This is a genomic window from Flavobacterium lotistagni (assembly GCF_011392125.1).
Classification (GTDB): Bacteria; Bacteroidota; Bacteroidia; order Flavobacteriales; family Flavobacteriaceae; genus Flavobacterium; species Flavobacterium lotistagni.
In genome coordinates, this window is record NZ_JAAJBU010000003.1 from 29,728 (window position 1) to 42,688 (window position 12,961).

The 12,961-nt window shown below is 40.5% G+C and carries 9 protein-coding genes and 1 tRNA gene; 5 read left to right on the plus strand and 5 right to left on the minus strand.

The window, feature by feature from the left end; translation table 11 throughout:
• Positions 1-6: 6 nt before the first annotated feature.
• From G4D82_RS04935 to G4D82_RS04955, 5 genes are all read right to left on the minus strand, one after another.
• Complete coding sequence (locus tag G4D82_RS04935) at positions 7-1,956, minus strand: T9SS type A sorting domain-containing protein (protein ID WP_235924303.1); 1,950 nt, start codon at positions 1,954-1,956, stop codon at positions 7-9.
• Positions 1,957-2,146: 190 nt separating this feature from the next.
• Positions 2,147-3,361, minus strand: coding sequence for a site-specific integrase (locus G4D82_RS04940; RefSeq protein ID WP_166335152.1), 1,215 nt, complete (start codon positions 3,359-3,361; stop codon positions 2,147-2,149).
• A 229-nt stretch (positions 3,362-3,590) separates the two neighbouring features.
• A tRNA-Asn gene (locus G4D82_RS04945) sits at positions 3,591-3,664 on the minus strand.
• An 84-nt stretch (positions 3,665-3,748) separates the two neighbouring features.
• Positions 3,749-5,089, minus strand: coding sequence for an RIP metalloprotease RseP (rseP, locus tag G4D82_RS04950; RefSeq protein ID WP_166335154.1), 1,341 nt, complete (start codon positions 5,087-5,089; stop codon positions 3,749-3,751).
• A 76-nt stretch (positions 5,090-5,165) separates the two neighbouring features.
• Positions 5,166-7,139 carry a M1 family aminopeptidase gene (locus G4D82_RS04955; RefSeq protein ID WP_166335156.1) on the minus strand — a complete coding sequence of 658 codons (1,974 nt, stop codon included), beginning with the start codon at positions 7,137-7,139 and terminating at the stop codon, positions 5,166-5,168.
• Between the two features lie 175 nt (positions 7,140-7,314).
• On the opposite strand from G4D82_RS04955, the gene serS reads away from it, so the two are divergent.
• From serS to mgtE, 5 genes are all read left to right on the plus strand, one after another.
• Positions 7,315-8,586, plus strand: coding sequence for a serine--tRNA ligase (gene serS, locus G4D82_RS04960; protein WP_166335159.1), 1,272 nt, complete (start codon positions 7,315-7,317; stop codon positions 8,584-8,586).
• Positions 8,587-8,663: 77 nt separating this feature from the next.
• Positions 8,664-10,439, plus strand: a complete 1,776-nt coding sequence (locus G4D82_RS04965) for a tetratricopeptide repeat protein (protein ID WP_166335161.1) — start codon at positions 8,664-8,666, stop codon at positions 10,437-10,439.
• Between the two features lie 15 nt (positions 10,440-10,454).
• On the plus strand, positions 10,455-10,781 hold the full coding sequence (locus tag G4D82_RS04970; protein ID WP_166335163.1) for a DUF4286 family protein: 327 nt from the start codon (positions 10,455-10,457) through the stop codon (positions 10,779-10,781).
• Between the two features lie 60 nt (positions 10,782-10,841).
• Positions 10,842-11,621, plus strand: a complete 780-nt coding sequence (gene rsmA, locus G4D82_RS04975; protein WP_166335165.1) for a 16S rRNA (adenine(1518)-N(6)/adenine(1519)-N(6))-dimethyltransferase RsmA — start codon at positions 10,842-10,844, stop codon at positions 11,619-11,621.
• Positions 11,611-12,960 (plus strand): magnesium transporter, encoded by a 1,350-nt coding sequence (mgtE, locus tag G4D82_RS04980; protein ID WP_166335167.1) that lies wholly within the window; start codon positions 11,611-11,613, stop codon positions 12,958-12,960. Before rsmA ends, mgtE begins: the two co-directional genes overlap by 11 nt.
• Position 12,961: the final 1 nt, after the last annotated feature.

The following is a 12,961-nucleotide window of genomic DNA, read 5'->3' on the forward strand; positions in this document are numbered from 1 at the left end:
TTAGGGTTATTTATTGTTCTTAATTATTTTTACGCTTTCTTTTCCTTTATCAGTTCTGATGTTGACAATGTATATCCCTTCGGGATAGTTACTCATATTAACTGGTACGGTTCGGCTTTTAATTTCAAATTGCTCTAGAACATGTCCTCCGAGATCGACAACTGTTGCAGATCCTTTTTCAAATTCGAAACCAATAATGACATTTGTAAAAGCTTTTGTAGGATTTGGGAAAGCTTCAATATTAGCTTTAATTTTACTGGATTTCAATTTGTCTTTAAGTTTTACAATCCAAAAGTCGCTAAATCCATAATTCCTCATCTTATCCCCTGAAGGCTGCGAGTTCGGCAATTTATCATCATTCATTCCTGCAAGCCCGCTAAGGAAGTCATTGCCGTTTCCGCTTCCTATGGGCGAATTGTTGTTCAAAAGATTACCTGCTGATGTACTCATGCCCATTTTCAGGCGAGAATCTTTATTTATGTTATTGGCAGTCTCATTGATTTTGTCAGTAACTTTTTCTATTTTTTCTTTATAGAAAGTATTAACTTCATCATTAAACTGTTTAACCTGATCATTTATGTAGGCAGATCCTTCTTCTATTGCTTTTATGTTCTTTCCATTACCAATTTTAAGTGTTTTAGCTGTGGGATACGATTGTTTGTAATTGCCAAAAGTGCTACCACCTTTTTTTGTAGCATTAGATGCTCCGGCAAGTAAATATCCCCCATCACGGGTTTCTATAACTTTCTTCAAAATGTCTTCTCCGGAACTTCCAACCGATTTTCGCCAACACTCTTCACCGTTTTCTTTGATTTTTATGGCGACGTAATCATTGATACCCTTATAGTCGGTTACTCCGATCTCTTCTTCACTTTTTGCAAAACCACCTAGTAAGATTGAGCCATCAGCATTTTCAAAAAGAGAAGTAAGTATGTCAGTTTTTCCGATATCATATGTTTCTTGCCAAAATATCTCTCCATCTTGTTTCAGTTTTACTACCCAAAAGTCAGAGCCCTTGCCATTGCTGACTCTTTTTTCAAAAGTACTCTCTGAATCAGAGCTACCTGCAAGTAAAAATCCCTTGTCATGTGATTGATGAATAACTTGTAGCTGATCGTCTCGGTTCCCGCCGATTGTCCTTTGCCATTCAACATTACCTCTTTTATCAAGCTTAACTATCCAATAATCTCCTACACCAATATTATCTTCTGATTTAACGCCAGATTTTGGCGAGTTTGAATAGCCACCCAAAATATACCCAGAGTCAATAGTCTGATCCAAACTCCTGAGTTCATCTAAATAAATACCTCCAATAGTTTGCTGCCATTCTATTTTTCCTTCATTGTCTAATTTCAACACCCAATAATCTAAACTACCATAACTATCTCTTTGCTTGTCACCTGATTTGTCAGAATCAGATGAACCACCCAAAATATACCCTCCATCTTTTGTTTGACAAATCCTTTGCAATTTTTCTTGGCCGCTACCTCCAATCGTACGTTGCCATTGCTGTCCACCTCCTGCGTTTAGCTTAATTACCCAGAAATCGTCTAGCCCTTTGCCATCTTCTATTTTGTATGCGCTTTTATTAGAGTTTGATGTGCCGGCCAATATAAAACCACCATCTATGGTTAGCTCTACACTTTGTAGAAGATCAGTGCCACTTCCTCCAAAACTCTTTTGCCATTCTAGTTCACCATTTTCGTCCATCTTCCATATCCAATAATCAAGATCACCTTCATTGTCATCTATTTTGTTACCTGAATTCTTAGAAAGAGAGCTTCCGGCAAGGATGAAACCATAATCGGGCGTGGCTTGGGCATCCATGAGATAGTCGGCGTGTCGTCCACCCAAAGATTTTTCCCATAGAATTTCTTGACCATAATTCAAGAAAAAAGAAAATAGCATTAGAAACAATAGTTTAGTTCTTTTGTTAGATGTGAGTAATTTATTCATGTGATAAGATGAAATTTCTGTCTTTTAATAAAATACGTTGAGTAAGAACTTAAATTTTGTGTGCAATTTATTGTTAAAATTTAAAACGCAAATTAAGTATTTACACTGAATTTGTTGCGTATAATTACGTACAAATCTGAAACATTTTGGGAGAATTCAAATACAGATTTTCTGTAGTTAATGTTAAAGTCTAAGTTTTTTCATTAAGTTTTTTGCTCAACATCGCCATCACTTCACTCACTTTTTTCTGGACTACTTTGCCATAACTTTCCTGAGTTACGATCATATTAGAGTGACCTAACAATTCTGATACAATTTCCATAGGAACATCGTTAAAAAGTAAAATTGTAGAAGCAAATGTTTTGCGTGCAATATGATGGGTTAGTCTCTTTTCAATTCCAGCTAAATCAGCAATCTCTTTTAGATAAGAATTAAATTTTTGATTACTTATAGTTGGAAATATCCGGTTGTTGTCAGATGAATATTTTTGAATGATTTCCTCAGCTTTGGGAAGAATAGGAACAGATATCTGACGTTCCGTTTTCTCTCGCGTCATCTGAATCCAATTCATTCCATCAAAGCCTGTTTGGATATTCTTCTTTTCTAAATTTACCATTTCATTATAAGCCAATCCGGTATAGCAGCAGAAAATAAATAAGTCTTGGATCACGCCCAATCTGCTCTGCTTAAATATTATTTGTTCGAGTTTTTGAAGTTCTTCAGTAGTGAGGAAAACAACCTCTTTACGGACAGTTTTTGATTTATAGAATACAAATGGATCTCTTTTCAAATAACCTTCTGAAATGGCTTGTTTTATGGGCGTTCTAAGGCGTTGAATAGTCTTGTTGATAGTGATTTGCTCTTGCTTCTTTTCAGTTCTAAGATAGTACTCAAAATCATCAAGAAATTGCAGGCTCAATTCTTCTAATGGATAATCTGACTTTTTAAATTTCCATTTTATGAAAGCAGCGATATGATTTCCAACATACACGAATTTTGTATAAGTTGATAATTTAATACCAGTTCCTATCAGCTTTTTGATTCTGACCAAATACTGTTGGTAATAGGAGTGAAGATGCTCCTTCTTTTTTATTTCTTTGCCAACATACTTGTTGTAGATGTTTTCAACTGTGCATTCTCCGCCCTCAAGCTGAAACACCAAAGCGATATTATTTATCTTGTTTTTAATTTGTTGGATTTGGGTATTTAGAAATTTTTGGTTAGCATCTTTCAAGTTGACTTTTTGAAGCTTACTTTCCCAATACTGTGGATTTACAAATAATCCCGTAGTAAATTGTTTCCTTTCTTTGTTGATTGTAATCCTGCAATTTAAAGGGCATAACCCTTTTTTGTTTGTTTTGTTTGCGCTGACTACAAATAAGATTGTGATTTTGTCTTGGTGCATGTCCAATTGGTTTAGGGTTAAACAATTGGCATGTCAATTCGATTTTAAAAATGGGTACCTCGAAAATTGTAGTGGGTACCGAATTGGGTACCTTTTCTCCCGAATAATTGTATTGAAATTATAAAACTGAGAAAATTATTTCTTGTCGAGAAGCTTTGTGAAGTGCTGAATTTACTAGAAAAATGCAATAAAAAAAGCCCGACATCGCTGTCAGGCTTTCTGCTTTCTGCTCCCCCTCTTGGGCTCGAACCAAGGACCCTCTGATTAACAGTCAGATGCTCTAACCAACTGAGCTAAGGAGGAAGGCGTGTTGCCTTTTAAAGCGGTGCAAATATAATGCGAAAATTATTTTAAGCAAACAAATTGCTGCAAAATTTCAAAAAATTATTATTTGTGGAAAATGGCTTTATAAATATCATTACCATTAGCGAATAAAAGTAGCGCAATCAGTAACACAAAACCAACCATTTGAGCATTTTCCATAAATTTATCGCTAGGTTTTCTGCGCGTAACCATCTCGTAAATCAAAAACATCACATGACCGCCATCAAGCGCTGGAATTGGCAATAAATTCATCACACCAAGCATAATTGAAAGCAAGGCGGTAATGTTCCAGAAAGCTTCCCAACTCCAAGTTTTTGGGAAAATATTATAAATAGCGGCAAATCCTCCGACACCTTTATAAGCGCCAGTTTTTGGATTAAAAATGGCTTTGAGTTGTTTTCCATAACCTTCAATTTGTTCTTTCCCTTTTTCAATGCCGACTGAAAAGGACTCAAAGAAACCATATTCCAGTTTGCTAAATTTGTATAACCCTAATTTTTCAAGGCTTTCGATGTCTAGCGAAGCTACAAAGACGCCGAGTTTTCCATCTTCATTAATGACAATGTTTACAGGGATTTCCTTTTCGTTCCTCAGTACCACGGCCTGAAGTGTTTTGTTCTTGTTTTCCTGAGCAAAGGAAATGACCTGGTCTGCGTATTTGGTTTCAATGCCGTTCAACGATTTTATTACGTCTTTAGGTTTTAGGGCAGTCTGATTTGCCGAAGAATCGGGCACTTGACCCACGACAAAAGGTTCTCTCCAATGAACTAGTGGTCTTTGTTTGCCGCCTAAAACGGTGTTGATCAAATCAATGGGAAGTGCAATGTTTTTTATCGCCCCGTCTCGATCAACCACGACATTTTTGGCAAAAAAAAGTTTGCCGTGCACATCATTGAAGCGAATAACTTTTTCTCCGTCAATAGAAAGAATTTTATCACCAGTTTTAAAACCTAGTTTTTCGCCAATTTCGCTCACTACAACGCCGTCTTTGAGTTCACTGTTGTTTAGATACAAATCACCATAAAAGAAGGTCATTCCGATGTAAATAACGAAAGCCAAGATGAAGTTAACCGTAACACCTCCAAGCATAATAATCAGCCTTTGCCAAGCCGGTTTGGATCGAAATTCCCAAGGTTGCGGCGGCAGTTTCATTTGTTCCTTGTCCATGCTTTCATCAATCATTCCGGAAATCTTTACATAACCGCCAAGTGGCAACCATCCGATACCATATTCGGTTTCGCCAATTTTCTTTTTGAGTAAAGAATATTTGATATCGAAGAACAAGTAGAATTTCTCTACGCGGGTTTTGAACATTTTCGCCGGGATAAAATGCCCGAGTTCGTGCAATATAATCAGCAACGACAAGCTCAATAAGAATTGAGATAACTTAATCAGAATTTCCATAAATAGATACAGGTGCTTTTTAAACGCACAAAAGTAAGGTTTTCACCTTACTCTTTTACACCGAGATGCGCGAGGTTTATTTTTTTATGAATTTTTTGTAAAGACGGCCTTCTGAAGTCAATAATTCCAGTGTATAAAGCCCGTTGGCAAACCCAGAAAGCGGAATTATATCCGTGGTAAATTCGCCGACTTTTTGCCCCAATGCATTATAGATTGTGGCGCTTTTCAAAGCAATCGAATTCGGAGTCTGGATATTGAGTTGCTCGCTAGCCGGATTGGGATAAATGCTCACAACGTCTTGCAATTCAAAACTTGAGGTTTCTAAAGTAGCCGAGTTATTTCTGGCGATGATGTCTTTTCTGATATCGAACACCACGCCGGTGACCGTAAAAGGAACATCGACGATAAACTGCTGCCCGTTACTAGTATGATTCAAGACATAATCCTGAAACTGCCCGCCAATACCTGTTAGTCTTACTGGAACCGGCATTTCAAAGAAACTTACCGAAGCGTTGGATTGGCTTTGATTGATGGTAATTCTTGCCTGACCGTTACCTAAATTGTTTGCCGTAATGTTGTATGTCGGATAGCCTTGGTTGTAAACCCAATCGTTGAAAAACTCAGTCAAATCAGTACTTGAAGCTGCTTCTAGGTGGCTTTGCAAGTCTGGAGTTTTTGCATAACCATAGGCCAATAAAGGGTCGTTGAGATAATTGCGTAAACCCGTAAAGAAATTAGTATCGCCTAGTTTAAAACGCAACATGTTGAGCACCATGGCTCCTTTTCTGTAACTCAAACGACTGCTGAAAATTCTGCCTACGTCAAGTGCTTCTTCGTCGGTCATGTAAATGGCGCCACTCGGGTTAGAAGTGATGCTATTAATCATATTGTTTTTATCGGTTGTAAAAGCCGCTTCTCCATCAAAGTGTTGGATGACCATCGAGGCTAAATAAGTCGCAAAACCTTCATTGAGCCAAATGTCTTTCCAGGAACCACAAGTGACTTTATCGCCAAACCATTGATGACCCATTTCATGTGCAATCAGGCTTCGGGTATATCCGCCATTGTTGCCGGCAGTCATAAAAGAAACCGTAGTGTGTTCCATGCCGCCGCCCCAATCAAATTGGCAATGGCCGTATTTTTCGTTGCGAAAAGGATAAGGCACAAATACCGATTCGAAGAAATTCATAATGGCCGGAGTTACTTGCGTGCTGGCAATAACATCTGTTGCTTCTTCAGGATACATATAATCAACAATCGGGAAAAAAGGGCTTTGAGCAGTTCCCAAACCAGCTTGTTGGGTGTAAATCTGGTAATCGGTCACGGCCATACAAATCAAGTAAGCCGGAATCGGATAACCATGGTGGTAATGCGTTGTAGAGGTTCCGTTGCCATTATCGGTTTTAGATTGTTGCATTCCATTAGAAACAGCAGTATATTCAGAAGGTGCGGTGATGTAAACATCGATAGTATTGATTTTATCGTTCAAATCTTGTTTACAAGGCCACCAATCTCTGGCCCCGAAAGGTTCAGAAAGTGTCCAAAGTACCGGAGTGGCGCTGTGAAATCCTGTAATAAATGAGCCAAAACCGCTTCCAGAAGGTGCACCTGCATAAGTAATTTCAACGGTGGCTGAAGTGCCGCTGGCTTGTGTGGCAGGTAAAGTGATGATCAGTTCCGTATCGTTTCGGGTGAAGGCCAAATCGGCATTGTTCATTCTTACTGCGCTAACCTGGATTTGAGAATCGAAATTTTCATCGTTAGTGTCTGTAATTCTAGCTAAATCAAAAATTACAGAGTTCATGGCTTCCAGCGCAGTATAAGTAGTGGTTACTTTTCCATCGATGAAAAAAACTGCTGGATCTACTTTGAATTCCAACTTATGATAAGTAATGTCATAATTATCTGTGTTTGGATTGATGGCAGCCTGCATTCTTTTGGAAGCTGATTTCATTTCCATCTCGGCAATTTGGTCAATGTCTTTGTTCTGGGCCTGAGCGAATGAAGCTAACAGAGAAATAGTTAACGATAGTAGGTATATTCTTTTCATTTTGTCAATTTTTCGGCGAATTTAATCAATAATTCTTATCTACCCGCTTAATTTTCACTAAATTATATTTTGTTGAACTTGAACTCGTTAACACCGCGGGCAACTTTTTCATTTTCATCGCCATATCTCAAACATTTGATTAAATTTGCGTGCTTATTTGAAAAGTGAAAATACCATGTTACAAATCGGATTCATCAGAGAAAATCAAGAAAAAGTGATTACAGCCTTGGCCAAAAGAAACCTCGACGCCAAAGCCATCGTAGAAGAAGTGGTCGCCCTAGACGAGAAACGCCGTGCCGCTCAAGTGGAACTTGACAATACCTTATCTGAATCCAATAAGCTGTCCGCCTCGATTGGCGAGTTGATGAAGGCTGGTGAAAAAGCCAAAGCCGCCATTCTGAAAGAAAAAACAGTGCTGCTTAAGGAAGCTAGCAAGGAACTCAGCGATAAAGCCGAAGCCTACGCACACGAATTGCAACAAAAATTATACACGCTGCCGAACTTGCCTGCTGATATCGTTCCACACGGAAAATCTGCTGATGATAATGAAACGGTTTTCCAAGAAGGAGAAATTCCTGTTTTGCACCAAGGCGCACAGCCACATTGGGAATTGCTCAAAAAATATGATATCGTCGATTTTGAACTCGGCGTAAAAATCACCGGAGCGGGTTTTCCGGTATATAAAGGTAAAGGCGCCAGATTGCAACGCGCACTGATTAGTTATTTCCTCGACAAGAATACTGCAGCCGGTTACAAAGAATTTCAAGTGCCGCATTTGGTGAATGAAGCCTCAGGTTACGGAACCGGGCAATTGCCAGACAAAGAAGGGCAGATGTACCACGTAGGCATCGATGATTTGTATTTGATTCCCACAGCTGAAGTTCCGGTGACGAACCTTTTTCGCGATGTAATTCTCAACGAAAACGAACTGCCGGTTTTATGCACTGGTTATACGCCTTGTTTCCGTCGGGAAGCCGGTTCTTATGGTTCGCATGTGCGCGGACTGAACCGTTTGCACCAATTTGACAAAGTAGAAATCGTCCGCATCGAACATCCAGATAATTCTTATGCCGCACTTGAAGGCATGGTCGAACACGTGAAAACTTTTTTACAAGAACTGAAATTACCCTACAGAATTTTGCGTCTCTGTGGCGGCGATATGGGTTTCACTTCAGCCTTGACCTATGATTTCGAAGTGTTTTCAACCGCACAAGATCGCTGGCTGGAGATCAGTTCGGTATCCAATTTTGAGACTTTTCAAGCCAATCGTTTGAAGTTGCGTTACAAAGATGCTAACGGCAAAAACCACTTGGCACATACCTTAAACGGAAGTGCTCTAGCCTTGCCACGCGTGTTGGCCGGAATCATTGAAAACTATCAAACTCCAGAAGGTATTGTAATTCCAGAAGTATTGCGTCCTTACACCGGATTTGATCTCATCGATTAAAAAGTTAATCTTTCCTTACCGCGCGCTGATTTGAGTACAAATGTGTTACTTTAGTGCTTCTATTTTTACGGATTTTCATGAGAAGAATAGCCTGCTTTTTACTGCTGTTTTGTTTCGGAATCGTTTCTTCGCAAAACGAGCAGCTCGCGCAAAACTATTTTGACAAAGGCGAATTCGAGAAAGCCAAGCTCAGTTTCGAGGAATTGCTCAAAACAAGCCCTTATAATGGGTTTTATTTTCAACGATTCATTGAGTGCCAGCAACAATTACAACAGTTAGACTTGGCCGAAAAAGCGATTCAAGATCGGATGAAATTTGTCCACCAAAGCAGCCTGCTAATCGAACTCGGGTACAATTACCAACTCAAAAAAGACCAACCCAGCGCCACGAAATACTACGAAGAAGCACTGGCGACTATTCGGAAAAACCCCAATGAAGTATATAACATTGCACCAACTTTTGAGCGAAAATCACTGCTACAATATGCTTTGAATGCTTATGAACTGGCGTTGAGTATAGAGCCCAAGTTCAATTTCAATTTCGCCATGGCACTTCTTTACGGGCAACTAGGCAATACCGATATGATGGTCGAAAAATTCCTCACAGAAGCCTACACCAACCCGCAGAGCAACATCATGATTCAGAACCAGCTCACGCGATTTATGACTGAAGATGCCGATGTCAATTTCAACGAATCGCTGCGCAAAACCCTGATTTTGAAAACCCAAAAAAGTACCGACGTATTCTGGAACGATTACCTGAGTTGGTTTTACGTACAGCAAAAAGAATATGGCAAAGCGTTCCTGCAGCAAAAAGCGATTTACAAGCGCAATCCGGAAACGTTTTCCAATATTGTCAACCTAGCGCAGTTGGCTATTGAAGAAGGTGATCAGGAAACCGCTAAAGAAATCTTTCAGTTTGTGCTGGAAAATACCCAAGATCTCGATCTCAAAATTCAGGCGCATACCTATTTGATGCAACTTCGCATAGAAGCCGCTACCGAAAAAGATTATCCCGCAATAGCTTCCCAGCTCGATTTGCTGTTGAAAGAATTCGGAATCAGTCCGTATTCGTTGTCGCTTCAGATTTTGCAAGCTCATTTTGCTACGTTTTATCTCAAAAATGCCGAACGCGGGAAAACCATCTTGAAAGCAGCCTTAAACTTGCCGATGGGTGAATACCAAAAAGCCGACGTGAAAATGGAACTTGCAGATATACTTTTGTATGAAGAGAAATTCAACCAAGCGCTGATCTACTATTCGCAGATTGAAAACGATATGAAAAATGCCGTAATTGGTCACGAAGCCAGTTTGAAAGCGGCCAAAACGAGTTATTTCAAAACCGATTTTCAGTGGGCGCAAAAGCAGTTCAAAGAACTCAAATCGGCCTCGACCCAACTCATTGCCAACGACGCGCTGGAATATTTCCTTTTGATCAACGACAACACCGTAGCCGATTCGACTCAAACCGCACTCAAAGAATTTGCCCATGCCGACTATTTGCTTTATCAGCATAAAAACCAAGCGGCACTTTCGAAGTTTCAATCTATTTTAAAAAGTTTCAAAGGCAACGAAATAGAAGCAGTTACACTATATCGTTTGGGTAAAACCTACGAGAAATTGGGAGATAATCTAGCAGCTTTGAATCAATACCAAGCCATCATCAACCAACACAAAGAAGGCATTTACATCGATGAAGCTTACTATTTCGCGGCAGAAATTTATAATAAACAAGGCGATATCGAGAAAGCCAAAACCTATTACGAACAAGTGATTTTTCACCACCAAGACAGTATCTATTTCACCGAAGCCCGAAAGAAATACCGTCAATTGCGCGGCGATACTTCGTTATAAACCTATTTCAAAATTATGCTACTATACAACGTCACCATCAACATCGACGACAGCGTTCACGACCGATGGCTGCACTGGATGCAGGAAAAACACATTCCGGAAGTTTTAGCTACGGGCAAATTCTCCTCGGCGCGTATGGTCAAAGTGTTGGTCGTTGAGGAAATGGGCGGATCGACCTATGCTATTCAATATACCACAGATTCCAAGGCAACGCTCGACCGTTATTATCTCGAAGATGCACCGCGATTGCGTGAAGAAGGACAAAGGCTTTTTGGTGACAAAATGTTAGCATTTCGCACCGAACTTGAAGTATTGTCTGAGTTCTGGCCGATTACCAGTTAAGATTTTCCGGCCCACGCAGCCCAATGTTTATTTAATTTCACGTCTTTGCAGCCCAACATTATGGAAAAAGTCACTGCCAAAAAACACCTCGGACAACATTTTCTCAAAGACGAAAGCATTGCCCAAAAAATCGCCGATACCCTCAGTCTTCAAGGCTATAGCGACGTACTCGAAATCGGGCCGGGCATGGGCGTTTTGACCAAATACCTACTAGAGAAACCCGTTGATACTTACGTGGTCGAAATTGATAAAGAATCCGTAGTGTATTTGGAAAACCATTATCCGAAACTGCATGGCAAAATCATTGCGCAAGATTTTCTGAAGTACGATATCAATCAAGTTTTTCAAGGCCGACCGTTGGCCATTATTGGCAATTTCCCTTACAACATTTCCACCCAAATTGTCTTTCGGATGCTCGAGCTTCGGCACCAAGTTCCGGAATTCTCAGGCATGTTTCAGAAGGAAGTAGCCGAGCGCATTTGCGAGAAAAAGGGCAGTAAAACCTATGGCATTCTCTCGGTTTTAGCCCAAGCTTTCTATGATGCCGAATATTTGTTTACCGTAGGCGAACACGTTTTTAATCCGCCACCAAAAGTAAAATCGGGAGTATTGCGTTTGCGCCGTAAGGAAAATTTCACTTTGCCCTGTAACGAGAAACTGCTGTTCACAGTAGTAAAGACGGCCTTTCAACAAAGGCGAAAAACCCTGCGCAACAGTTTAAAAACTTTAAATTTATCCGATAATTTACGAGAAGATACTATCTTTGACCTGCGTCCGGAGCAACTCTCAGTAGAGCAGTTCATCGGGCTTACTCAAAAAATTCAGGCCGATGGAGTTTAAAATCAGCAAAGAACTAATTCACGAATTAGAGCAACTCATTCAGGGAAAGAAAGACGAACAACTCGAACTTTTGCTCAATGACTTGCACCATGCTGATATTGCAGAAATTCTAGACAAGCTTGATTTTGATCAGGCCACTTACATCTTTAAAGTACTCGACAGCGAGAAAACCGCCGAAATCCTTCTGGAACTTGAAGACGATTTGCGCGAGAACATCCTCGGGCGGCTTTCCCCAAAAGAAATCGCCGAAGAGCTCGACGAACTCGAAACCAATGACGCGGCCGATATCATCGCCGAACTTTCCAAAGACAAGAAAGAGGAAGTTATCTCGGAGCTTCAAGACGTGGAGCACGCCAAAGACATCGTCGATCTCTTGCGCTACAAGGAAGATACCGCTGGGGGAATCATGCACAAAGAGCTCGTTAAGGTCAATGAAAACTGGAATGTGCTCACTTGTGTAAAAGAAATGCGTGCCCAGGCCGAGAATATTTCCAGGGTCCACTCGATTTATGTGGTCGATGACGAAGACCGGCTCAAAGGCAGATTGTCACTCAAAGATTTGCTCACCACTTCCACTAAAACGCCGATTCGCGATGTGTATATCAGCAAGCTCAACTACGTAAAGGTCGATACCGAAGACATTGAAGTGGCGCGGATTATGCAGAAATACGACCTTGAAGCGATTCCGGTGGTCGATGAGTTGGGCCGTTTGGTTGGGCGCATTACTATCGATGATATCGTAGATGTGATCAAGGAAGAAGCCGACAAAGATTACCAACTCGCGGCCGGTATTACCCAAGATGTTGAGGCCGATGACTCGGTACTGGAACTCACCAAAGCGCGGTTGCCTTGGCTGCTGATGGGAATGTTCATCGAATTTTTCGCCTCGTTCATTCTCAAAGGAAACGAAGAAGCATTTCACACTTATCAAACGCTCATTATTTTTGTGCCATTGCTTTCGGCTACTGCGGGGAATATTGGCGCGCAGGCTTCGGCATTGGTTGTGCAAGGTTTGGCCAACGGCACTTTTACTTCTTTCAACAAAAGCTATTTGGCCAAAGAACTTCGTGTGGCGATGATCTCCGGAGCCATTATATCGATTGTGGTTTTTGCGTTTCATTCGCTGATTTATGGAGAATATATGGCCGGATTGGCCATCGGTATTTCGCTGATTGTCGTGATTCTTTTCGCCGGTACTTTGGGCACGTTGATTCCTATGATGCTCAATCGTTTCAAGATTGATCCGGCTTTGGCAACTGGGCCGTTTATCACGACCACCAATGACGTCTTCGGGATTTTGTTGTACTTTTCGATTGCCAAGCTGATTCTCCACATTTAAA

Excerpts from the sequence above, each read along its gene's own strand:
- mgtE (WP_166335167.1), top strand. The coding sequence starts at position 11,611 with ATGGAGTTTAAAATCAGCAAAGAACTAATTCACGAATTAGAGCAACTC.
- serS (WP_166335159.1), top strand. The coding sequence starts at position 7,315 with ATGTTACAAATCGGATTCATCAGAGAAAATCAAGAAAAAGTGATTACA.
- G4D82_RS04955 (WP_166335156.1), bottom strand. The coding sequence starts at position 7,139 with ATGAAAAGAATATACCTACTATCGTTAACTATTTCTCTGTTAGCTTCA.
- G4D82_RS04940 (WP_166335152.1), bottom strand. The coding sequence starts at position 3,361 with ATGCACCAAGACAAAATCACAATCTTATTTGTAGTCAGCGCAAACAAA.
- G4D82_RS04970 (WP_166335163.1), top strand. The coding sequence starts at position 10,455 with ATGCTACTATACAACGTCACCATCAACATCGACGACAGCGTTCACGAC.
- rseP (WP_166335154.1), bottom strand. The coding sequence starts at position 5,089 with ATGGAAATTCTGATTAAGTTATCTCAATTCTTATTGAGCTTGTCGTTG.
- rsmA (WP_166335165.1), top strand. The coding sequence starts at position 10,842 with ATGGAAAAAGTCACTGCCAAAAAACACCTCGGACAACATTTTCTCAAA.
- G4D82_RS04965 (WP_166335161.1), top strand. The coding sequence starts at position 8,664 with ATGAGAAGAATAGCCTGCTTTTTACTGCTGTTTTGTTTCGGAATCGTT.
- G4D82_RS04935 (WP_235924303.1), bottom strand. The coding sequence starts at position 1,956 with ATGAATAAATTACTCACATCTAACAAAAGAACTAAACTATTGTTTCTA.